Origin of the sequence: Suipraeoptans intestinalis (assembly GCF_009696485.1) — a bacterium.
Classification (GTDB): Bacteria; Bacillota; Clostridia; order Lachnospirales; family Lachnospiraceae; genus Suipraeoptans; species Suipraeoptans intestinalis.
On the sequence record NZ_VULY01000018.1, the window covers coordinates 1,296,050 to 1,317,501 of the forward strand.

24 protein-coding genes and 2 pseudogenes are annotated in these 21,452 nt (G+C 42.5%); 25 read left to right on the plus strand and 1 reads right to left on the minus strand.

The window, feature by feature from the left end:
- Positions 1–35 precede the first annotated feature (35 nt).
- From FYJ34_RS06835 to FYJ34_RS06890, 12 genes and pseudogenes are all read left to right on the plus strand, one after another.
- Positions 36–1,298: a nucleotide sugar dehydrogenase gene (locus FYJ34_RS06835; protein ID WP_154477246.1), complete on the plus strand. Its 1,263-nt coding sequence runs from the start codon at positions 36–38 to the stop codon at positions 1,296–1,298.
- A gap of 16 nt (positions 1,299–1,314) precedes the next feature.
- A complete protein-coding gene (pssD, locus tag FYJ34_RS06840) occupies positions 1,315–1,782 on the plus strand; it encodes a PssD/Cps14F family polysaccharide biosynthesis glycosyltransferase (protein ID WP_154477248.1) in 468 nt (155 codons plus the stop codon).
- Positions 1,779–2,261 carry a PssE/Cps14G family polysaccharide biosynthesis glycosyltransferase gene (gene pssE, locus FYJ34_RS06845; protein WP_173017070.1) on the plus strand — a complete coding sequence of 161 codons (483 nt, stop codon included), beginning with the start codon at positions 1,779–1,781 and terminating at the stop codon, positions 2,259–2,261. Before pssD ends, pssE begins: the two co-directional genes overlap by 4 nt.
- Before the next feature lie 63 nt (positions 2,262–2,324).
- Positions 2,325–3,413, plus strand: coding sequence for a glycosyltransferase family 2 protein (locus FYJ34_RS06850; protein WP_173017071.1), 1,089 nt, complete (start codon positions 2,325–2,327; stop codon positions 3,411–3,413).
- A 1,332-nt stretch (positions 3,414–4,745) separates the two neighbouring features.
- Positions 4,746–5,411, plus strand: a pseudogene (locus FYJ34_RS06855) (CpaF family protein); the annotation flags it as partial.
- A gap of 861 nt (positions 5,412–6,272) precedes the next feature.
- Complete coding sequence (locus FYJ34_RS06860; protein ID WP_154477255.1) at positions 6,273–7,247, plus strand: hypothetical protein; 975 nt, start codon at positions 6,273–6,275, stop codon at positions 7,245–7,247.
- 178 nt (positions 7,248–7,425) lie between these two features.
- A complete protein-coding gene (locus FYJ34_RS06865) occupies positions 7,426–7,815 on the plus strand; it encodes a hypothetical protein (RefSeq protein ID WP_154477257.1) in 390 nt (129 codons plus the stop codon).
- A gap of 21 nt (positions 7,816–7,836) precedes the next feature.
- The gene (locus FYJ34_RS06870; RefSeq protein ID WP_154477259.1) at positions 7,837–8,532 is read left to right on the plus strand and encodes a hypothetical protein; all 696 of its coding nucleotides are present in this window, start codon (positions 7,837–7,839) and stop codon (positions 8,530–8,532) included.
- 16 nt (positions 8,533–8,548) lie between these two features.
- The gene (locus FYJ34_RS06875) at positions 8,549–8,830 is read left to right on the plus strand and encodes a helix-turn-helix domain-containing protein (protein WP_173017072.1); all 282 of its coding nucleotides are present in this window, start codon (positions 8,549–8,551) and stop codon (positions 8,828–8,830) included.
- A 1-nt stretch (position 8,831) separates the two neighbouring features.
- On the plus strand, positions 8,832–9,035 hold the full coding sequence (locus tag FYJ34_RS06880; protein ID WP_154477263.1) for a hypothetical protein: 204 nt from the start codon (positions 8,832–8,834) through the stop codon (positions 9,033–9,035).
- A 153-nt stretch (positions 9,036–9,188) separates the two neighbouring features.
- Complete coding sequence (locus FYJ34_RS06885) at positions 9,189–9,758, plus strand: recombinase family protein (RefSeq protein ID WP_154477265.1); 570 nt, start codon at positions 9,189–9,191, stop codon at positions 9,756–9,758.
- 14 nt (positions 9,759–9,772) lie between these two features.
- Positions 9,773–11,110 (plus strand): tyrosine-type recombinase/integrase, encoded by a 1,338-nt coding sequence (locus FYJ34_RS06890; protein WP_154477267.1) that lies wholly within the window; start codon positions 9,773–9,775, stop codon positions 11,108–11,110.
- 44 nt (positions 11,111–11,154) lie between these two features.
- On the opposite strand, the gene FYJ34_RS06895 is transcribed toward FYJ34_RS06890, so the two are convergent.
- Positions 11,155–11,352 carry a helix-turn-helix domain-containing protein gene (locus FYJ34_RS06895; RefSeq protein ID WP_154477269.1) on the minus strand — a complete coding sequence of 66 codons (198 nt, stop codon included), beginning with the start codon at positions 11,350–11,352 and terminating at the stop codon, positions 11,155–11,157.
- Positions 11,353–11,465: 113 nt separating this feature from the next.
- On the opposite strand from FYJ34_RS06895, the gene FYJ34_RS06900 reads away from it, so the two are divergent.
- The 13 genes and pseudogenes from FYJ34_RS06900 to tnpA all read left to right on the plus strand — a co-directional run bounded on the left by FYJ34_RS06900 (position 11,466) and on the right by tnpA (position 21,261).
- Positions 11,466–12,299: a hypothetical protein gene (locus FYJ34_RS06900; protein ID WP_154477271.1), complete on the plus strand. Its 834-nt coding sequence runs from the start codon at positions 11,466–11,468 to the stop codon at positions 12,297–12,299.
- Between the two features lie 176 nt (positions 12,300–12,475).
- Positions 12,476–13,057: pseudogene (locus FYJ34_RS06905) on the plus strand (CpaF family protein); the annotation flags it as partial.
- Positions 13,023–13,739: a type II secretion system F family protein gene (locus tag FYJ34_RS06910; RefSeq protein WP_276959937.1), complete on the plus strand. Its 717-nt coding sequence runs from the start codon at positions 13,023–13,025 to the stop codon at positions 13,737–13,739. The pseudogene FYJ34_RS06905 and the gene FYJ34_RS06910, both read left to right, overlap by 35 nt.
- 26 nt (positions 13,740–13,765) lie before the next feature.
- A complete protein-coding gene (locus FYJ34_RS06915) occupies positions 13,766–14,938 on the plus strand; it encodes a type II secretion system F family protein (RefSeq protein WP_173017073.1) in 1,173 nt (390 codons plus the stop codon).
- Positions 14,939–14,981: 43 nt separating this feature from the next.
- Positions 14,982–15,158, plus strand: coding sequence for a Flp1 family type IVb pilin (locus FYJ34_RS06920; RefSeq protein ID WP_154477277.1), 177 nt, complete (start codon positions 14,982–14,984; stop codon positions 15,156–15,158).
- Positions 15,158–16,510, plus strand: coding sequence for a DUF5702 domain-containing protein (locus FYJ34_RS06925; protein WP_154477279.1), 1,353 nt, complete (start codon positions 15,158–15,160; stop codon positions 16,508–16,510). The genes FYJ34_RS06920 and FYJ34_RS06925 overlap by 1 nt, the downstream gene beginning before the upstream one ends.
- A 171-nt stretch (positions 16,511–16,681) precedes the next feature.
- Positions 16,682–17,401 carry a pilus assembly protein gene (locus FYJ34_RS06930; RefSeq protein WP_206671424.1) on the plus strand — a complete coding sequence of 240 codons (720 nt, stop codon included), beginning with the start codon at positions 16,682–16,684 and terminating at the stop codon, positions 17,399–17,401.
- The gene (locus FYJ34_RS06935) at positions 17,389–17,817 is read left to right on the plus strand and encodes a prepilin peptidase (RefSeq protein WP_154477281.1); all 429 of its coding nucleotides are present in this window, start codon (positions 17,389–17,391) and stop codon (positions 17,815–17,817) included. The genes FYJ34_RS06930 and FYJ34_RS06935 overlap by 13 nt, the downstream gene beginning before the upstream one ends.
- A gap of 162 nt (positions 17,818–17,979) precedes the next feature.
- Positions 17,980–18,426, plus strand: a complete 447-nt coding sequence (locus FYJ34_RS06940) for a TadE family protein (protein ID WP_154475345.1) — start codon at positions 17,980–17,982, stop codon at positions 18,424–18,426.
- Between the two features lie 76 nt (positions 18,427–18,502).
- Positions 18,503–19,231 (plus strand): DUF6382 domain-containing protein, encoded by a 729-nt coding sequence (locus FYJ34_RS06945; protein WP_154477283.1) that lies wholly within the window; start codon positions 18,503–18,505, stop codon positions 19,229–19,231.
- A 246-nt stretch (positions 19,232–19,477) separates the two neighbouring features.
- The gene (locus tag FYJ34_RS06950) at positions 19,478–20,077 is read left to right on the plus strand and encodes a rhomboid family intramembrane serine protease (protein WP_154477285.1); all 600 of its coding nucleotides are present in this window, start codon (positions 19,478–19,480) and stop codon (positions 20,075–20,077) included.
- Between the two features lie 3 nt (positions 20,078–20,080).
- A complete protein-coding gene (locus tag FYJ34_RS06955) occupies positions 20,081–20,491 on the plus strand; it encodes an HIT family protein (RefSeq protein WP_154477287.1) in 411 nt (136 codons plus the stop codon).
- A gap of 272 nt (positions 20,492–20,763) precedes the next feature.
- Complete coding sequence (gene tnpA, locus FYJ34_RS06960) at positions 20,764–21,261, plus strand: IS200/IS605 family transposase (protein WP_154477289.1); 498 nt, start codon at positions 20,764–20,766, stop codon at positions 21,259–21,261.
- Positions 21,262–21,452 lie beyond the last annotated feature (191 nt).

The window sequence follows — 21,452 nt, forward strand, 5'->3', positions numbered from 1 at the left end:
GCTGTAGTTTAAAAGGCGGCAGAACGGAGAGAAAGATGGAAAAGCAGTACAGGATCGCAGTGGCGGGAACCGGATACGTAGGACTATCTGTTGCCATTTTGCTTTCTCAGTATCATCAGGTAATAGCGGTGGACATTGTCCGGGAAAAGGTGGATGCGATCAATCAGAGGCGATCGCCTATCCAGGATGAGGGAATCCAGAGATATCTGGCAGAGAAGAGGCTGCATCTGAGGGCAACCTGGCAGCCGGAGGAAGCCTATGGGGCTGCGGACTTTGTGGTGGTGGCAGTTCCCACAAATTATGATACTGCGACCCTGCATTTTGATACCTCGGCGGTGGATAAAGTGATCCAAACGGTTCTGGCGTGCAACAAAGAAGCGGCCATCGTGATCAAGTCTACCGTTCCGGTGGGTTATACCAATGCAGCTAAAAAACGGTTTCGGACAGAAAATCTGATATTTTGTCCGGAATTTTTGCGGGAGTCCAGAGCACTCTATGATAATCTTTATCCGTCCAGGATCATTTTGGGCGTAGAGGAAGAGGGGCCGGCCGGGAAACAGGCCGCCATTTTTGCCGATCTTTTGCAGGAGGCCGCTGTGAAAAAGGAAGTGGACACGATCTTCATGGGAGCCTCGGAGGCAGAAGCAGTCAAGCTGTTTGCAAACACCTATCTGGCTTTGCGGGTCAGCTACTTCAATGAACTGGATACCTATTGTGAGAGTAAGCAGCTGGATACTCAAAAAATCATACAGGGTGTTTGCCTGGATCCCAGGATCGGAGACCATTACAACAATCCTTCCTTTGGCTATGGAGGATACTGCCTCCCGAAAGATACGAAACAGCTTCTGGCAAATTATGAGGACGTTCCTCAAAATATGATGTCAGCCATCGTGGAGAGCAATCGTACCAGAAAAGAATTTATTGCAAAGCAGGTGCTGAAGCTGGCGGGATATCAGGAAGAGAAAGAAGGCGCAGGCACGAAGCAAAGGGGAACAAAGCAGGAACAAGAGGAAAGAGGCGTTGTCGGTGTGTATCGACTTGCCATGAAAAGTAACAGCGATAATTTCCGCCATTCTGCTATCCGGGGGATCATGGAACGGATCCAGAAAAAAGGCGTCAGGGTAATCGTGTACGAGCCCTCCCTCAGGGAAGATAGTCTGTTTTCCGGCGCCAGCGTGGTAAACGACCTGACTGTTTTTAAAGAGCGGTCGGATGCCATTATCGCAAACCGGTACGATACCTGCCTGGATGATGTGAAGGACAAGGTTTATACGAGAGATATCTTCCAGAGAGATTAGGAGAAAGGAAAGCAAAATGAAGGGTGAAAAAAAGATCTGCTTTATTGCGTCTTCCGGCGGACATTTTGAACAGATCCGGCAATTGAAAGAGGTGGCAGAAAAATATCCACATTATTATATCGTGCCGAAAAATGCCAGCACAGCGGCTTTTCGGGAGAAAAAGTACCTGGTGGGAGATTTTTACAGAAAAAAGCGGGTTCAATTTTTCTTTCGATTTATCGGGACAGCCATTCAGCAGCTTTTTATTTTTTTTAAAGAAAGGCCGGATGTAGTGATCACAACAGGGGCGGGGGTGGCGATTCCCACCTGTCTGTATGCTCATTTTTTCAGAAAAAAGGTGATTTATATTGAAAGCTTTGCAAGAATGAAGTCTTTGAATCAAACGGCAAAGCTGCTGCACAGGTATACGGACCTGTTTATTGTACAATGGGAGGAATTGTTAAAGCTGGCGCCGGGGTCAGTGTATGGAGGGTGGATCTATTGATATTGGTATGTGTGGGAGCGACAGAATATAAACTGGACAGATTGCTGCGCTTACTGGATGAATTATGTGAAGAGAATGTTTTAAAGGGAGAGGAGATCGTGGCACAGATCGGAAGTACAGATTACCGTCCCAGACATTACAGGAGCTTTCATCTGATCAGCCGGGAAGCCTTTCAGAAGTATATGGAGGAAGCGGAGTTTGTCATTACGCATGCAGGGACAGGCAGTGTGATTCCTCTTTTAAAACTGGGGAAAAAAGTAATCCTTTTTCCCAGAAGGGAACGGTACAAGGAGCATGTGGATGATCATCAGCTGGAGCTTCGGGATGCACTTACCAGGGAAGGGTATGTATTAAGCGCAGAAAAGAAAGAAGAACTGAAAAGGGCGATAGAAGAAATCAAAACATTTCATCCAAAGAAATTTCAGTCGAATAATCATAGAATAAATCAAATGGTCATAGACTTTATTGAGGCGTTGTAAAAGGCAGAAGAAAAGTCATGGTCTTTGTACCCTGAGATGGAAGAGAAAAGAGGATGGACAAACGTGGCAGAAAGCAGGAAAGAGCGGGAAATGGGAAGAGAACAAATATCCATCGTCATACCGGTATATGGGGCGGAAAAGTACCTGAAAGAACTGCTGGATAAGCTACTGCGGCAGGAGGATCCGGAGGTAGAGATCCTGTGTATCGACGATGGATCTGTGGATAAAAGCCAGGAGATCTGCAGAGCATACGCGCAGGCACACCCGTGCATCCGGTATTATCGAAAGGAAAACAGAGGCGTTTCCCACACCAGAAATTTTGGGATCCAAAAGGCCAGGGGGACATGGATCTGCTTCGTGGACTCAGACGATTATCTGGAAAAGGGAGCGATCGCAAGGCTTCGCCCCTATCTGGGGCAGGAGACAGATGCGTTGTATTTTAATTACCACAGAGGAGAAAAAGACAGGGAGCTGACCGGCAGGGTAGGAGATTTTGAAGCAAAAGAGATCCTGAGGGCGACGCTGGATCAGACAGCCGGACAGTCAGAAGTCCGGGAATGTTTTACGCTCCAAAGCGCATCTCTTGCCATCAGCTGCGCCAAGCTGTACAGGCTGGACGTGATCCGGAAAAACGGGATACAATTCCCGGAACAGCTCCGGATAGGAGAAGATGTCTGCTTTAATCTGCAGTATCTTGGCAGAAGCAGGAAGGTACGGACGCTGGATGAGGCGCTGTATTATTATCGGAAAACTCCGGGTTCCACGACACAGACATATTCCGGGCAACATTTTCTGGAAGAGGAAAAACTGATCCGGCAGATGGCAGGATACCGGGAGGAAGCGGCAGAGTTTACAAAAGAGCTGCGGATCTATCTGCTGGGGGTGCTGCTGCATATCAATACGAATTTGGGGAAGCTTCCTGCACGGCGGCACAGGATCCGAGAGTACCGAAAACTTCTGGAGGATGCGGATACACGATGGATCTTGGAGAAAACAGAAAAAAAGGAAGCGCTGTCGCCGGGGAAGTACCAGGATCTTTACTACCATTTGGCGGTAAGGCTCCTGCAAAAAAACAGAATACATTTGGCTGTCTGCCTGGGAGATCTTTACAGAAACCTGCAAAAATTCTTTCGGAACAGGGACGGCAAATAAGGGCATTTCAAAGGGAAAGTTACGGGAAAGTGACGGAGCCAAAGGGGGAATGCCCTTATTTTTGACAAGAACCCTTGAGGGAGAGGCAGCAGAAGGTGCGGGTTTTATAGAGGAGAGATTCCCTTGTTGCCATCAGACAGACTACACAAACTGCACAAAATTTGAAGATTTTTAGAAAAAGGATGGACAAGAAGAAAGTGCGGTTATATAATCTCCCTACAAGCAAATCTTAGCTTGTATCAAACGATCTGATCGTCTTGCCAATTCGGCAGTTTTTTTCAATTGAAACAATCTATAAAGAATTCTGTTTTGCAGGGAACGGACTGTTTTTAAAAGCAGTCAGGCTTCAACACACCCAGTTTCAAAATGCGATGCTGGAAGACTCCAAAAGGCAATTTCAAAATGTGGGAGGATAGGAGGGAGAATATGTGCAGAGAAAGCGGCTGATCATCTGTGATGAAGAAGAGGGCTACGGGAAAGCGCTAGCATCATTTCTCGGTGGAAGAAAGGAACTGTCTTTTCAGATACAGCTCTGTGAGGAACTGTCAGGGATCCGGGAGATCCGGCAGCAGGCGGGCATTGACCTGCTGATCATCAGCAGTTTTTTTGAGAAAGAAAAAAGAGAGGAATTTTCAGAACTGGTGGTCTGTGTGCTGCAGGAGACCGGAAGAGAGGAGCTGCTGCCCCATGAGGAAGGAGTCTTTCGCTATCAGCCGGGAGAAAGGATATGGGAAGCAATCCTGCACTGCTGTGAGGAAAGAAAGGTGGGAGACGCTTTGTTCCTTCCGGCAGCAGGGAAAAGAAGTATCCGTATCCTGGGAGTCTTTTCTCCCGTTGGCAGGACGGGAAAGACGGAATATGCCCTGGAGCTGGGGAAACGTTTAAGCCGGGACAGGAGTACCCTATATATCAACATGGAAGTGTATGGAGGGCGGGACGGCAGATTTTCCCGGGGAAGAAATACAGGGGATGCCCTGTACTACATCCGTCAGGAAAAAGGGAATCTGGGAAGATTTTTATCTACCATGGCAGGGCATCTGGAGGATCTGGATTATTTGGGACCGGTATCGGTTTCGGAGGATATCAAGAATGTTCCGAAGGAAACATGGCAGCTTTTGTTGTCACAGATCGAGAAGGACAGCCTGTACGAAGCGGTTGTGCTAGATATAGATCCTGGTCTGACGCAGGTGTATGAGCTTCTGAGACTATGTACCGAAATCCATGTGCCGGTGGGAGAAGAGGGAGCAGAAAAACTGGCACAGATGGACTGGGAACTGAAAAAACTGGGTTACGAAGACATACAGGACAAAATGATACGAAAGAGAGGGACGGATGTCCAAAGCAGAGCAGCTATATGCAAAGATCCTGGCAGAACTGGATATGACGAGAGATCCGGAAGACGAGGAGCTGACCGACCTGATCTACCGGGTGCTACAGGAGGTGTCAGAGCAGGAGCATTTGACTTTGCAGCAGAAGACAGATCTGGGCAGAGAATTATTTAATACCTTCCGCAAACTGGATATCCTTCAGGAATTTCTGGAGGATGACGAGATCACGGAGGTGATGATCAATGGAACGCAGCACATTTTTTACGAGAAAGCAGGGCAGCTCTTTCTATCGGATAAGCGGTTTGCCTCCAGGGAAAAGCTGGAGGACGTGATCCAGCAGATCGTGTCGGCATCCAACCGGGTCGTAAATGAAGTTTCACCCATTGTGGATGCGCGGCTTGCGGACGGATCCCGGGTTAATGTGGTGCTGTATCCGGTGGCCATCAATGGGCCTGCGGTCACGATACGAAAGTTTTCAAAACAGGGGATCACAATGGAGCAGTTGATCAAGTGGGGCTCTGTCAGCCCGGAGATCGACAGATTTCTGCGAAAGCTGGTGATAGCAGGTTATAACATTTTTATCAGTGGAGGGACCGGATCGGGAAAGACTACCTTTTTAAACGCATTGTCGCAGTACATTCCAAAGGATGAAAGGATCATTACTATTGAAACTAAAACGCACTTTTCCTAGTTTTTAGCAATGTGCAGTTTTCCTTTAAAACAAAGGGGTTGCAGGAGTTTTGATTGTTCTATTCTATAGTTGTTTTTTGGCGTTTGTTTTAACTTTAAACATAAAATAAGCATAATTTACAAAGGAAGAAAGGGGTATTATATGCCACAATTTTATATGATTGATATGTATAATGTTAGTATTATTATTAAGGTCAAGACAGAATCAGAGAAGTATTTTTTTGATGTATTCAGAAAAGAAATAGAAATGGGAATGGTATCGGTAGAAAGTATTTGCAAGTGGTGTATATTGCATCATATACAGTATGGTATCAAGTTTAAATATTACAAGTATCCTAGGAATGCGATATGCAAGAATATAAAATATCTGATAGAATACATTGGAATGAAAAATAATTTAGATAAAATAAGGAAAGGGGGGTTGACAGATTAGAAAAAGAATGATATAGTATTATATATAGGATTAGCATAGAAAGCGATACCTAGGCGGTACACCTTGATGTCCAAAAAACATATTGAATTATTAATGTTGAAAAGATGGTGTGTGTTTCTATGTCTCTATATAAGAACAATTTAATGAGAACAGAACAGACTATTGATTTTTTTCGTAGTCTGTTTTTTTATGGAGTTGTATTAGGATAAATGCAAGTAGTGATAGCCAATAAAAATATCTGCCAAAACAAGAACAAATAACAAGCCGAAGTGGATGAACGCAAGGGCAACAATAACAAACAATTTTGAAGGAAATATTTTTCAATGTTATGTTATTGTTGCCTTTTTTATTTTGAAAAGAAAGGGGTGTAATTATTGATTGAATGATACAGTTATAGGATTGGACGCGGTGATAATGGAAATCACTGGCAAGTGTCCGAAAGTAGAACAAAGAGTAGAGAAGAGGAACAAACAAGGTCGATTATATTTGGAAGTCGATAAAACAAAACGAAAGGATACATATAATGTAACAATTATTTTGCCATCTATTATACGTCCGACAAATTTATTTGGTTTCTCATTGTTAGATTCCGTAAAGTTGGAATATGTGATAGATATTGTCAAACATGATTTACTTGAGATTCTAGGAACAGATGACTTAAAACAACTCGTAGTAAAAAAACTGGAAATCAATGCAAATAAAAGTGTTCCGTCAAGAGTAAATGCGGATGCAATTACAGAACTAATGGCAAGGGCATTGTTAAAGTCAGACGCACAACAAATAGAACATTGCCATGGGGTAAACATACGTGAAGCAAGAACAATAAAGACAAAAGTTATAGATGGTTTTAAAACAGCAAGAGATAGTTCGGGTAGGTATCAATGCAAGTTCTATAGAAAAGATAGGCAATTAGGACTTGAAAATAAAATAGAGCCAACAATACGCATGGAAATTGTTTACAACGCTAAAGGTGTTTCACAGGCATTGGGGAAAAAAGGGCTTGTTACATTGACTGATATACTAAAGCAATCATCAATGCAGAAACTTATACAACGATACGTGATGGACGTTAGAGCCAGTATTATGCCCCCTATACGATTGTATTTAGAGGATGCAACAAATTTAGTGCTGAATGATTTAAAAGCAGGCAATGGAGCTTATAAAACGTTTCTAAGGCGATATGACGTAATACAGTATGATTACAGAATTTTCAGAGTAGCAATGTCTAAGTTCTACAAAATTGTGGGAAACACAAAACAAAGTGCAAGCGTGCAGTGTAGCAGGATTAAAACAAAAGCAATAGAAGAAGGAATTGTTGTAAATGAAGGGACAGTGAAACAGCTCGAGGAAATGTTCCGAGAAATCCGTTTGCAAGAGGTGTAAAAGTTATCAAAAATTGTTAACGTTGTTATGTTATGGTTTTGATATAACATTCATCAGAATCATTTTAAACATGGTATTTGAGGGTTTGGAAGAGGAAAACAAGAAAACAAAGGAAAGAGATGATAACAATATAATTGTGATAGCAATGTAATATCAGACAGGAGGGAGTGAACAGATATTGGCATGGAAAAAAGGACAAAGTGGGAACAGAAAAGGCAGACCGAAGTTAAATGAAGTAGAGAAACAGAATGTTACCTTTTTCAAACAACAGTTAAAGAAGTATTCCGTTCCTGCATTGGAAGAATTGTTTGAACTTATGACAAACAGTATCAACCAAGACATTAGATACAAGTGTGCAACATACATATTAGACCGCTGTTTCGGAAAAGATTTTGTTGCGGAACGTTTAGAAGAACAAAACAAAGATATTCGGATTCAGTTGATTACAACGGGTGAAACATATCAGCCAAATGAAACAGATGAACAAGAGATTTGGAATGTGGAAAACAATACAGATTGGATAGAGGATACAGACGAGTGGGGAACAGACGATATTTACTTAGGTTAAGAAGAAAGGAAGTTGATTATTATGTCATGGGCTGAAAGAGCATATGAATACAGAACAAATGGAAAAAGAAAGCAGGAAGATGCAGAGGACATTGCAAATAGATTGATACAGAGAAGAAATAATTTGTTTGAAAGAATCAGTAAGATAAGTAATCATAAAGAACTTGTTGCGTTGAACAAAGAGCTGAAAGCGTTAGAAGCTGACGGTTATACAGATAAAAATGATTTAACCATGTTACGAAAACAAATGAAGGAACGAGTGCAGGAGTTAAAACAAACACTCGCAACAAATCGAGAAGAGATTGTTAAAAAGCAGGATTCACTTAAAAAAGAAAGGTATTCGGAAAGCATTGAAACATTAACACAGGTAAATGCAGAAGCGGATAGCATTCTTTTACGGTTACTTGTACAGTTGTCAAAAGACAATGTAAAAAACAAAGTTATTGTTTCGGATATGATGAAACGACAGGACAGGGCTACATCTGTTGCGATTATGAAGTTATCACAGATGCCAGTGTATGAAGGCTTAATCACTCCGAGAATGAAAGAGAATCTTTTAGTGCTTAGTAAGTCAGATGCAGAAATTAAATGGCAGGAAAAACAGAATAACAGGGTTGCAGAGGTTGGAAAAGAATTGGCAGACATTACAATGAAAAGATTTATGTTAGACAAGGCAGAAGCGGTTATTTTTCCAAAAGAAAATGTTATGTTTGAATAAAGAAAGGGTGTTGAATATGAAAAAAGCAGTGAATAAAAGAACAAGTAATAAGCAGAAAGAAAGTATGAAGGTAGTAGAAACAATTCCAACAAAAAAGGAAATGTGCGAAGAACAGGAACAGAAAGCCCCTTTAATGTTAACTATTGATGAAACTGCTAGTAAAAGTGGGTTGCCACCGTATACCATCAGAACATGGATAAAGACAGGAGTTTTGCCATATGTTTTGATTGGTAGAAAGTACTTGATTTCATGGGATAACTTTTGTAAATTCCTTAATTCAAATATGGGGGTGGCGTAACATGGATAAAGAAGTAAAGAACATAACAGCGGAAGAAACAGAAGCACTTTACAGAGTGGTGACGGATGCTTATAAAGAAAAGTATAAAGTGAGAACATGGATTTTCAAAAAGGTTTTTTCACATATGTTAGAAAAGATGCAGGAAGAGCCGACAATATATTACCTAATGCAGAAGGTGCAGGAACATAGAACAATGTCAAAATAAGGTATACTTAAATGTTACAAATCAAAACATAACAAAACATGTAAAATATACATTGAAAAACATAATATTTTACAAAGTGTAAAACATATTATTGACTTTAATTTTACATTATGCTACACTTGTATTATCAAATAGAAAACAAAGGATGATGATATGAGAGTAGCATATGTAAGAGTATCAACAGTAGAACAAAATGAAGCAAGACAGGTAGAAGCGTTAAAGGTGCATGATATAGAAAAATGGTATATAGAAAAAGTATCAGCAAAGGACACGAACAGACCGAAGTTGAAAGAAATGTTAGAATATGTCAGAGAAGGTGACACGATATATATACACGATTTTTCTAGGCTTGCACGTAGCACAAAAGATTTATTAGGAATTGCAGAACAATTAGAAGATAAAGGTGTGCATCTGGTTTCTAACAAAGAAAACATTGATACATCAACACCAACAGGAAAGCTAATGTTAACAATGATTGGTGCGATTGCAGAATTTGAAAGAAGTAACCTGCTTGAAAGGCAGAGAGAAGGCATTGCAATAGCGAAACAGGAAAACAAGTACAAAGGTCGAAAAGCTAAAGACATTAAAAATTTTGACTTATGGTATAGCAGATATAAAAATAGAGAAATAAACAAAGTACAGTTTGCAAAAGAAATAAATGTTTCAAGACCAACTTTGGATAAGTTAATAAGAGAACATGAGGAAAAAATGCAAGAGAACTAAAAGGGGTGTAAGATATGGCAACAATAAGAAAGATAAAAAACAGCAAAAAGGGTGCTTATCAAATTATTGTTTCAAATGGGTATGATTCCAACAATAAGCAAATCAGAGTAACAACAACATTCACACCCGATATAACAAAATCACAAAGACAGCAAGAAAAACAGGTGCAGGAGTTTGCTATTGATTTTGAGCGACAAGTAAAGACAGGTAAGGTATATAGTGGTGATAAAATCAGTTTTGCGGACTTTACAAAGGAATGGGAAGAGAAAGAAGCAAAACAAAATTTGGAAGAAACAACATTGTATAGTTATAACGGACATTTGAAAAATGTTATACTTCCTGCTATTGGAAAATATAAAATGTCAAAAGTAACACCTGCAATATTGGAACAATTTTATAGAAGCCTTACAAAGGACAATGCAAGGAAAGACGGAAAAGGGAGTTATAAAATTGCCAGTATAAAGAAATTTCATAAAATTATTAGTGGCATTATGAGAACAGCGGTAAGATGGAATGTTATAGAAGAAAACCCTTGTGATAAAGCAGAATTGCCAAGAGAGCGAAACAAAAGTAATAATGATGTGAAGCATTTTACACTTGAGCAGGCAATGGCGTTTTTAGAAGCAATGGACAAGCCCTATAGTGTCCCGTTTAAAGGACATAAAATAACAGTTCCGAGCGGTAAAGTGATAGAATTAGATACATATATTAAAGAGAGAATGTTACCAATTCAGTTCAAAATATTCTATCGTTTAGCACTGTTTGGTGGATTGAGAAAAGGGGAATTGATTGCATTAACATGGCAGGACATAGATTTTGAAAACAATACTTTAAGTATCACAAAATCAGCAGGACACGCACAGGAAGGGCAGACAATAAAAGCAACAAAAACAGTTAATTCCAATAGAGTTATACCAATTCCAAAGACGGAGATTGATTTATTGAGCAGATGGAAAACAGAGCAGAAAAACTTTATGTTGACGGTTGGGAGCAAATGGGAAGGTTATAGAGGAAAAGAATTTGACAAAAACAGTGTGTTTGTTCAAACAAATACTAATTATGGGAAAACCATGAATGTTTCAACACCATATAGAAAGTTTGTTGATTTTATCAATTATTATAATCAATCTGTTGAAAAGGAAGAAAACAAATTGCCAGTAATTCCCCTGCATGGGTTAAGACATACTTGTGCAACATTGAATATAGCATTAGGAACGGATATAAAGACCGTACAAGCCATATTAGGACACGCCAACATACAAACTACATTAAACACATATACTCATGCACTGGAAGAAAAGAAACGTGAAGCGTCAAATGCATTAGACGTATTATTGAATAAGCAAGCATAAACAAAAACAGATGTTCATTTTTTTGGATGGGCATCTGTTTTATATTATTCGCTTTTAAATTCAACGACTTCATCAATACGACATTCTAAAAGACTACATATTTTTTCGATGGTTAAAAGAGTTGTATTTTTATTATGTTTTAGATTATAAAGAGTTTTGCTATCTACACCATGATTCAACAACCAATATGTAGAATAACCCTTAATTTCCAATGTTTTCCATAAAGGTTCATATGAAATCATGTTATACCTCCCATAATATATATTTTCACTATACAGAAGGTAGAAATTGTTGAATATACCGATTGTTTTCAGTATAATAGGAGAAGAGTAAAGGAAAGTGAGGAATTATAATTATGGAAATGTTAGCAACGTTATTATGTATGTTTTCAATGTTTGCGGGTATCTTTTTTATCATTGCGTCCATTGTGCGTAAAATTTGGAAGAAGCCAAAAAAGAAATTATATTCCAGAGGTTTATTGATATCTGCAATTGTTTTTGTTTTGAGCATTGTATTGTTTGCAGTATTTGAAACGCCAGAAACTAAAGCTGAAAATGAACAACGGCGCATAGAAGCACAGAAGGAGAAAGAGGAAAAAGAACAGGCTGAAAAAGAAGCTAAGGAGCAAGAAGCTAAGGAAAAGGAAGAGCAAGAAGCTAAAGAAAAAGCTGAGAAGGAGAAAAAGGAACAGACTGAAAAGGAAGAAGCTAAGAAAAAAGAGAAACAAAAAGATTCTAAAAAGGAAAAAACAGATTCGTCAAAAACAACAAAGTCTCAAGATGCTCAGAAAGAAGAAAACAAATCATCAATAGAGGAAGATTTGCGAAAAGCAATTGTTAAGGTTGTTGGGGAAGAAAATCTTGAAACTTTTAACTATGTTCCCGATAATAACTTTGCTTTAATAAAATTTAAAGGCAGTGAGAGCTTATCTTCTAAAATGACAGTAAAAGGAATGTATATGGATATTTCAAATGTTCTGAAAGGAATTCAAAAAGATATAAATGTTAATGTTGATATCAATGTTACTTATCCTTTACAAGATTCTTATGGGAACATAAGCGAGGATATTGTTATCAAAGCAACTTTCAATAATGAAACAATTAAGAAAATTAATTTTGATAATTTTGATTATAATAATATTCCATCTATAGCGGATGAATGGTGGAATCATCAAGCATTGAACTATTAACATATAGCTTGATAAAAAAGGAAATCCATGCATATTAAAATAGTAAACATTAAATAAACATAAAAAAAGTTAGCACTCTTAAAATATAGGGTGCTTTTCTTATGCTTAAAATGCTAGTATTCCTTGTAAATACACCATTCTTGAAACGATTATAACAAGTGTATGTTTTGCGGTGCGTTATCCCTATTGAAGATAACGCGGAGCTGAGGCTTCAGGGGATCCAAAATCTGGTTCGTCTGGAGGCAAGAAATGCCAATCTGGAAGGAAAGGGAGCCATCACGATCCGGGATCTGATCAAATCTGCCCTTCGCATGAGACCGAACAGAATTATCGTGGGAGAAATCCGCTCAGAGGAGGCGATAGATATGCTGCAGGCACTGAATACAGGGCATAGCGGCAGTCTCAGCACCGGACATGCCAATAGTCCGGAAGATATGCTGAGCCGGATCGAGACGATGGTGCTGATGGGAATGGAAGTGCCGCTTTCTGCCATCCAACGGCAGATCGCTTCCGGAATCGACCTGATCGTCCATGTAGGGCGCCTCAGAGATAAGAGCAGAAAGGTATTGGAGATTACAGAAGTGATCGGATATCAGCAGGAAAGGATTCTGCTGCAGCCCCTGTTTTGCTATGAAGAAAAAGGAGAAAGGGAAGGGCGGATAGAAGGTGAATGGAAAAAGGTACACGACCTGGTTTTTCAGGACAAGCTGTTGGCGGCAGGATGTGACACAGAGGGAGATCCTGAGGCTGGCGGGTAAGAGCATGGGGATCGTAACGGCAACGGCATGGCTGTATTACAGGAGCCTTTGGGCGATTCTTTTTCTGACGCCTCTTTGGATCATCCGAATGAGGGAAGGGATAAAAAAGCTGGAAAAGAAGAAAGAAGCAGAATTTTTAAAACAGTTTCAAAATTTGCTGCAGATGCTGTCCTCCTCCCTGATGGCGGGATATTCTTTGGAGAATGCCATGAAAGAGGTACAAAAGGAGATAAAAGTCCTCTATGGGAAACATACCAGGATTCAGAAAGAGCTGAATATTATGATCCGGCAGTTGAACATTCAGATGCCGGTGGAAGATATCTGGAAAGAGATGGCCGACAGAGTCCGAACCGATGATGTAAATACGTTTGCGGAGGTATTGGGAGCGGCTAAGAGAAGTGGAGCCGGCATGCTGGAGATCCTTCGGGACACAGGCAGCCAGATCGGAGAAAAAATAGAAGTAAAGAGGGAAATTGACGGGATCCTGGCTGCCAAAACCTACGAGTTAAAGGTTATGACGATGATCCCCTATGGGATGATCGCATATATGACGGTAAGCTTTCCGGAGTTTTTGAAGGGACTATACGGAAGCGTTTTAGGGAAAGGGGTGATGACAGGTTGCCTGGCGCTTTATTTAGGAGCCTGCTGCATCGGGACAAAGATCTTAGAAATAGAAGTCTGATGCTTCTCCTGAGCGGACTGCTCTTTGTGGGAGGCCTGGTTGTTTTTGCCGGTGATTGGCGAAGGTCTGAAACGGCGATATCCAAAAAGGTTTTGCGGCAGGAAGGAGGGCATGGAAGCAAGCTACGGGAATGGGAAGTAAGGATAGAAGGGGAAAGGGCTCGATATCCGGTAAAAGTGGCAGTCTCAGAAAGGATTTACGATAAAAAAGAAATAAAAAAACTATTTTCCAGAGTCATAAAACGGATCGAGTCCGAAATGCTGGGGAAGAACCAAAATCCGGAGCAGATCGAGTATGATCTGAACCTAATGAACAGGATATCGGGGGAACCGGTAGAGATCAGCTGGACGACAGAAGATTTTCAGATCATAGATGCAAGGGGAAGGATCAAGACAAAGGGACTGGGAAGCAAAGGAAAACCGGTGGCGTTGAAAGCCAGGATCATCTATACGGGAAACAGGAAAGAGCAGATGGAGTACCGCCGCGCAGTGCGTGTAGTCCCTCCGGTATCGGACAAAAGGAGACAAAGAAAGCAGGACATAGCGTATGCTGTGGAAAAAAGGGAGGGGGAAAACCGGAAAGAAAAGGTATTTTGGCTGCCGGAGAAGATCGGTGGCAGGCGGGTGGACTACTATCCCAAAAGAGAGTCAAGAGGACTGGTGTTGGCAGGAATGGCAGTTCTGACAGGCGGGCTGGCTTACGGAATGCAGTACCAGACAAGGAGGGAGAAGGAAAAAGAAAGAAAGCGGCAGATGACGCTGGATTATCCGGAGATCCTCAGCAAGCTGGCCGTCTATATAGGCGCCGGAATGACGACCAAGCGGGCATGGAGACTGGTGGCGTATGGAAGAAAGCGACAGGGACAGCCTCGATATATTTACGGAGAGATGCAAAAAACGCTGCGGGAGATCGAAAGCGGAAAGACCGAAGGAAAAAGTTATGAAGACTTTGGGAAAAACTGCGGAACCCAGGAGTATCTCAGGCTGGGCGCCCTGCTTTCACAGAATCTGAAAAAAGGGACGCAGGGACTTGGAGGGCTGCTGCATGCGGAGGCGGTACAGGCGTTTGAAGAGAGAAAAGCGAGGGCCAGGAAAGCCGGAGAGGAAGCCTCCACAAAGCTGTTGCTGCCCATGTTCCTGATGCTGCTTACCGTATTGATCATTGTGATGACACCTGCCTTTTTGTCTTTACAGATATAGCAAGGTACAACAGAGAGTTTCGTGTAAAAGAGGGAGGAAAAATATGAAGCGAATCAAAAGACTATGGAAGACACTGCAGGAGGAAAGAGGGATCGGCGTAGTGGAAGTGATCCTGATCCTGGTGGTACTTATCGGACTGGTGATTATTTTTAAATCACAGCTGACCAGTCTGGTAGAGTCTATCTTTAATAAAATCGTCAGTGAAAGCTCGGGAATCTGATGAAAAAGGGTTCGATAACGGTATATCTTAGTCTGGTGCTTCTTCTTTTTATTGGACTGATAGGCGCATTACTGGAAAGCGCTTCCGTACAGGCGGCAAAAAACTGCAAGCGGGCAGATGTGAACAGAGGAATGGAATGCTCTTTCGCAGAATATCAGAAAGAGCTGCTGCAGGAATATGGAATCTTTGGCCTGGAAGGAACCTACGAAACGGGAGCCTACGAAGAAGCAAAAGTGTTAGATAGGATCCGGTGGTATGCAGGAGGGAACCTGACGCAGGAGATATCGGGGATCCGCTTTTTGACAGAGGAAGGAGGCGCTCCTTTTTTCAGACAGGCAACGGAGTATATGAAGACCAAGATTCCTGTAGATTTGCCGAGACTGACAGAAGAAAAAGGACAGTGGGAGACACAAAAGGGAAAAGAGAAGGGAATCGTGGAAACAGAAACCCAGTCGGAAAGGAAGCTGGACGAGATCCTGGCAGAAGAAAAGACAGATCTGGAAAAAGAGGAAAACCCCATCACCCACATGAAACAGATAAAAAGCAAAGGGCTTTTGGAGCTGGTGATGCCCAGAGAACAGCAGATTTCTGAGAAGTGCCTGAAAAAAGAAGAAATGCTGCAGGGCAGAACAGTGAACAAGGGGTATGGAAGATTTTCGGAACGTCAGGAAAAACTGGATGAAATCCTGTTTAAAGAATACCTGCTGGAAAAGTTTCCGCCAATGACAGAGACAAAAGGAGGCGGGGCGCTGGACTATGAACTGGAATATATCCTTTATGGGGAGCCTCAGGACAGGGAAAATCTGAAAAAGACAGTACAGGCGATCCAAAAGCTTCGATTTGTCGCCGATTATCTGTATATCCAGGGAGACGGAGAAATGCGGGCAGAAGCAGAAGGGATGGCAGCAGCTTTGTGTACAGCTCTTGCCGTTCCGGTGGCGACAGAGGCAGCGGCACAGCTGATTCTTCTGGCATGGGCCTATGGGGAGACGATCATGGATCTGAGAACTCTGCTAAGAGGTGGAAAGGTACCTGTCGTTAAGACAAAGGCCACCTGGCAGCTGCAGTTGAGTCAGCTTTTAAAGCTGGGAACGGAGGAAGATCGCCTGGAGGGACAGGATTTTGGAGAAGGACAGACTTATAAAGGCTACTTAAGAGCAGTTCTTTACCTGAAGGAAAGAAAAGAACTTCCCTGGAGAGCATTGGACATGATAGAAGGAAATATGAAAGGACGACTGGGACAGTCCTTCTTCCGAAGTGATTTCTGTATCTCGGATCTGCAGATAAAGACAAAGGCGATGCTCCCGAGAGGGATCCGTTATACATTTGAAACAGAATATGGATATCGATAGGAAGTAAGCCCGGGTACCCTCCCGGCAGTCTGAAATACATCCCAAAACAAACCTGAAATTAAGAAAAGAAAGGAGAAGGATCCGTACGTGAATAGAAAAAAACTCCCCTCACAATCTCTCTATTCTAAATTTGCCGGGAGGGTACCCGGGCTTACTTCCTGCAGGGGTGCAATGACGTTAGAAGCAGCCTGTGCCGCCCCGCTTTTTCTGATCACAGTCATCACCTTCCTCTATTTGCTGGAGATCATGAGTCTGCAGATTGCTGTACGGGAAGGGCTTCAATATGCCGGCAGGAATGCGATGCAGGAGGCGGCAGAGATTCCCCTGTTGAATCCGGGAAAGGCAGAGGCGGATATTGTGGAATCCGTCGGAAGATCAAGGCTGGACGGGAGCATCCTGCAAGGCGGCAGCAGCGGCATTGATTGTAGCGGATCGACTCTTTCTCCGCTGACTGGAATCGGAAAACTGCAGGTAACATACAAGGTGAAGATTCCGATCCCCCTATTTCACATTCCGCCGATCCTGTTGACGGAACATATAAAAATAAAAGGATGGGTAGGCTATGAACCGGCGGGAGGAGACATGGACGGGGAAGAGGTGGTGTATGTAACGGAAACAGGGCTGGTGTACCATAAGGATCCCAACTGCACCCATTTGGATCTTTCCATACGACAGGTAGAAAAAAGTCAGATTTCCGGGCTGCGCAATGAAAGTGGAGGCAAGTATTATGCCTGTCCTATTTGTAAGAAAAAAGGAAAGGCCTGCTATATTACCACTACGGGAGACAGATATCACAGGTCCTTATCCTGCAGCGGGTTGAAAAGGACGGTTTATTCCATCCCGGTCTCAGAAGCAAGGGGAAGGAGGAAATGCTCCAGATGTGGGAATTAGACAGATGCGTATGCGGCATACTGCTGGGGACCTTGGCAGTGCTCGACTATAAGAAAAAGCAGGTTCCCATAAGTCTGCTGGCGATAGGTGGAGTCCTGGCTTTGTGCTTTTGCATCGGAGAGGGACCGGATGGGCAAACATTGGCAGGCGGCGCAGTGGGAAGCGCCTGCCTGCTGCTCAGCAAAGTCACGGGAGAACAGATAGGATATGGAGACAGTATAGGTATTTTGGAAATGGGGATCTATCTGGGAGGATGGAACCTGCTTCAGGTGCTGCTGCTGGCTTTCTTTTTTCTGGGGATCCGGGCAGGAATCTGTATGGCAAGACGAGGATTCAAAAAAGAGATGTGTATTCCCTTTTATCCCTTTTTATGGATGGGATACAGCCTGCTGTGGGGCTTGGAAGGATTCCTGTGAAATCAGAAGGGGCGATCAGAAAAAGACAAGGAAGAGGAAGAGATTAGGGAGGGAGCAAAGAAGAGAAACCAGCCATGGGCGGAAGTCAAATGAAAGCAGGAGGCGAAGATAGGAACTGGCAGACAGAAAGACAAAAAGGGAAGACAGGGAGAAAGGCGGAGAATGGACAAAGGATCCGAGATGACAGTGGGACAGACCCGGAGGAAAGCAGAAAAAATTTTATGGATAAAAGGCGGATTTACGATAGAAATGTCCCTTTTAATGCCGCTGCTTCTTTTTATGGGGATGCAGTGTGTATTTCTGATGTTTTTCTTTCATGACAAAAATATAGTGGAAGGAGCAGTGTATGAGGCCCTGGCCTCTACCGTCACAAGAGGAAAAGAGGCGGAGGATGTAAAAGAAGGAGTCATACTGGAAAGATTTTATGAAAGGCTCCAGGGGAAATGCCTGTTACTTTCCGATATTCGGGGAAGTGTAAAGAAGGAAGGGGGAAAAGTGGTACTGGAGGCCACGGCAAATAAGTTTGGTTGGAAGGTTATCGTCAGAAGAAAGTGGCAGGTGCTTTGGCAGGAGGATTATATCCGGAGGCTTCCCGACATTTTGAAATAGACAGGTGAAACATGAAGAGGGAAGGAAACCGGAAAAACAGAGGAGAAGCGAGAAAACAAGGCCAAAAGGAGTGAGGATGGAAAGAAGGATCAGCATCAGGGAAAAGGGATATTATGAAGAAGATTATCAGATGCGGATGCTGCGCATAAATTCAACAGAATATTTGCTGCGCGTGATGGGCAGAGGGATTGATGACAGCAGTTGTTACGAATATGAAGTGAGCGGAAAGGTGTCCATGAGCGCCATGTTTGAAAGAGGAAACATGAGAGGCAGGGATGTGGAACTGCTGATGGACAGTATCAGAGAAGCGATCCGCGAGACAGAGAGGCATTTATTGAACATTCACTGCCTTTTGCTGCAGCCGGAATATATTTTTTATGAAGAGAAAAAGTTTTATTTTTGTTACTTTCCTCCTTCCAAAGAGAATATATGGGAGGGTATCCACAGGCTGACAGAGTATCTGGTAAAACATATAGATTATGAGGACCCGGCAGGGGTAGAGGGAGTATTTTTTCTGCATAAGAAGACAATGGAGGAAAACTATAGTCTGGAAAAGATCAGCCGGGAATACAAGACGCTGCTATCCGGGCGGCTTCGGGAGCAAAAAGAAGCGATGGTAGCAGGAACAGAAGAAAAAGAAACAGAAACCGTCTGTTGGGAGAAGTGGGAAGAGGAAGGAGAAATGGAGCCCATATTGATCAGAGAAGCAAAGCAGTTTTGGGAGCCGGTAAAAAATCTTTTAAAACGGAGAAAAAAGAAAAAATGGGGAGACTGGGAAGGGTTTTCCCGGGAAGAAATCCGGTAAGAGATTTGGTAAGAGATCCAGGGAGGAGCCCTTGGCGATATTTATGAAAAACAGTCCTTTCCCGGAATGCGCTGAAAAAGTCCGGAGCCGATCTGCAGAAGAGGGACAGCACCTGAGATACCTGAAGGGAGTGACAAGAAAACAGGAAAGTGTTAAAATGAAATCCAGAAGAATCGATGAGATCCCGGAGCTACAGAACATATTACAGAGAAAGTAAAAGGCAGGAGGAAGCAAAAGGAGAGGCAGATGGAAACAGGGAGATGGATAAAATCAGCGTCCTTTTGGCTGGTAGTCATAAATGTTGTGATATTTTTGGGAATGTCGGCTATGGGAGATCCCCAGGATGCAGGATTCGTGTTGGGGCACGGGGGGATGTATGTCCCGTTTGTGCTGGAGAAAGAAGAATATTATCGGCTGTTTACCTGTATGTTTTTGCATTTCAACGCGACACATCTGGTGAATAACATGGTGGGATTGCTGGCCATGGGAAGTCATCTGGAACGGGAACTGGGAAGGATCAAGTTGATCCTTTTGTATCTGGGGAGCGGACTGGCAGGAAACCTGCTGTCCATGTGGATGAATCTTCAAGGGAATCGGTTTCCGGTGTCGGCAGGCGCCTCCGGCTGTGTGTTCGGCTTGATCGGTGGACTGTTGTATGTAGTTTTGCGGAATAAAGGACGGCTGCGGGGAGTATCTGGAAACCGGCTGTTTATCATGGCGATTTTTAGCATTTACATGGGATATGCAGAGGGTGGAGTGGACAATGCGGCTCATATCGGAGGGCTGGCCGGCGGATTTTTGTTAGGGATACTACTGTATCGAAAGAACAGGGAAGGAAGGGAATAAAAGATGAAAAAAGAGGATTGTATTTTTTGTAAACTGGCAAACGGAGAGATTCCTACGGCTACATTATATGAGGACGAATGGTTTCGGGTAATCCTGGACGCCAGTCCGGCATCTATGGGACACGCGCTGATCATTCCCAAGGAACATTTTGAGAACCTGTATGAGTTGGAGGATGAGTTAGCGTCAAAGGCGCTGGTTCTGGCAAAGAAGCTGGTAACAAAATTTACCGGAGCATTGGGCTGCCAGGGATATAATATCGTCCAGAACAACGGAGCAGTGGCGGGGCAGACGGTGTTTCATTTCCATATGCATCTGATTCCCAGATATGACAAGGATAAAGTGGGCCTGGGGTGGAAAATGGGGACGTTGACGGAAGCAGACAAAAATAAACTGTTGAACCTGCTGGCAGAATGATCTGACTGAAAACAAGGATCAGAGGTGTTTCTTCGGAGAAAAACTCAATAGGAAATCGTAAAAGCGGCGGTCTTTTGTTTCTGTAAAGGAAGCAAAGGAACGCCCTTTTTGTGTTAGGTTTTAGCCTGTCTCAAATAAATGCGCAGCGTGCATTTATTTGGGACTAAAACCCACCTGCTATGCGGGTGGAGACAAAGGGTTATACAAAAAACCACCTTTCCGCTACAATAGAGGTGTCCAAGCCACTATTGCAAGAAAGGAAAGGTGATTTTATGGCGAAGAAAACTAATGATTTAGCACATACAAAGTGGATGTGTAAATACCATATCGTCTTCACACCAAAGTATAGACGAAAAATAATTTATAATCAATATAAAGCGGATTTGCGAGATATTATAAAACAGTTATGTTCCTATAAGGGAGTGGAGATTATCGAAGGGCATCTTATGCCCGATCATATCCATATGCTCGTAAGTATCCCGCCAAAGATGAGTGTTTCCAGCTTTATGGGGTATTTAAAAGGAAAGTTAGCATTGATGATGTTCGACAGACACGCAAATCTGAAGTATAAATTTGGAAACCGTCATTTCTGGTCAGAAGGATACTATGTGAGTACAGTGGGACTAAATGAAGCCACAATAAAGAAATATATACAGGATCAGGAAAAGTATGACATTATGCGAGATAGGTTAAGCGTAAAGGAGTATGAAAGAATAAATGTAAGATTTGCCGGACGGGGTCTGGAAAATAGTTCAGCGCTCGTTGAATAATTATAAAAAATAAATGGTGTAGAAATGACTAAGAGAAGTGGAGTAATAATCTGCTTCTCTTTTTTGTAATGCAAGGAGAGTGCAAATGACAGATGAGAAAGACGTAAAACAAAAAGAAGCAATATAGGCGGTTTTTGAGAACTGATATTAAAAATGTTGACATTTTTTGCCTTTTCTATTGAAGCGGGCCG

What these genes read in the sequence shown, in the direction of transcription:
- FYJ34_RS06835 (WP_154477246.1), top strand. Translation starts at nt 36, where the DNA reads ATGGAAAAGCAGTACAGGATCGCAGTGGCGGGAACCGGATACGTAGGA.
- pssD (WP_154477248.1), top strand. Translation starts at nt 1,315, where the DNA reads ATGAAGGGTGAAAAAAAGATCTGCTTTATTGCGTCTTCCGGCGGACAT.
- FYJ34_RS06870 (WP_154477259.1), top strand. Translation starts at nt 7,837, where the DNA reads ATGTCATGGGCTGAAAGAGCATATGAATACAGAACAAATGGAAAAAGA.
- FYJ34_RS06875 (WP_173017072.1), top strand. Translation starts at nt 8,549, where the DNA reads ATGAAAAAAGCAGTGAATAAAAGAACAAGTAATAAGCAGAAAGAAAGT.
- FYJ34_RS06880 (WP_154477263.1), top strand. Translation starts at nt 8,832, where the DNA reads ATGGATAAAGAAGTAAAGAACATAACAGCGGAAGAAACAGAAGCACTT.
- FYJ34_RS06885 (WP_154477265.1), top strand. Translation starts at nt 9,189, where the DNA reads ATGAGAGTAGCATATGTAAGAGTATCAACAGTAGAACAAAATGAAGCA.
- FYJ34_RS06890 (WP_154477267.1), top strand. Translation starts at nt 9,773, where the DNA reads ATGGCAACAATAAGAAAGATAAAAAACAGCAAAAAGGGTGCTTATCAA.
- FYJ34_RS06895 (WP_154477269.1), bottom strand. Translation starts at nt 11,352, where the DNA reads ATGATTTCATATGAACCTTTATGGAAAACATTGGAAATTAAGGGTTAT.
- FYJ34_RS06900 (WP_154477271.1), top strand. Translation starts at nt 11,466, where the DNA reads ATGGAAATGTTAGCAACGTTATTATGTATGTTTTCAATGTTTGCGGGT.
- FYJ34_RS06920 (WP_154477277.1), top strand. Translation starts at nt 14,982, where the DNA reads ATGAAGCGAATCAAAAGACTATGGAAGACACTGCAGGAGGAAAGAGGG.
- FYJ34_RS06925 (WP_154477279.1), top strand. Translation starts at nt 15,158, where the DNA reads ATGAAAAAGGGTTCGATAACGGTATATCTTAGTCTGGTGCTTCTTCTT.
- FYJ34_RS06930 (WP_206671424.1), top strand. Translation starts at nt 16,682, where the DNA reads ATGACGTTAGAAGCAGCCTGTGCCGCCCCGCTTTTTCTGATCACAGTC.
- FYJ34_RS06935 (WP_154477281.1), top strand. Translation starts at nt 17,389, where the DNA reads ATGTGGGAATTAGACAGATGCGTATGCGGCATACTGCTGGGGACCTTG.
- FYJ34_RS06940 (WP_154475345.1), top strand. Translation starts at nt 17,980, where the DNA reads ATGGACAAAGGATCCGAGATGACAGTGGGACAGACCCGGAGGAAAGCA.
- FYJ34_RS06945 (WP_154477283.1), top strand. Translation starts at nt 18,503, where the DNA reads ATGGAAAGAAGGATCAGCATCAGGGAAAAGGGATATTATGAAGAAGAT.
- FYJ34_RS06950 (WP_154477285.1), top strand. Translation starts at nt 19,478, where the DNA reads ATGGAAACAGGGAGATGGATAAAATCAGCGTCCTTTTGGCTGGTAGTC.
- FYJ34_RS06955 (WP_154477287.1), top strand. Translation starts at nt 20,081, where the DNA reads ATGAAAAAAGAGGATTGTATTTTTTGTAAACTGGCAAACGGAGAGATT.
- tnpA (WP_154477289.1), top strand. Translation starts at nt 20,764, where the DNA reads ATGGCGAAGAAAACTAATGATTTAGCACATACAAAGTGGATGTGTAAA.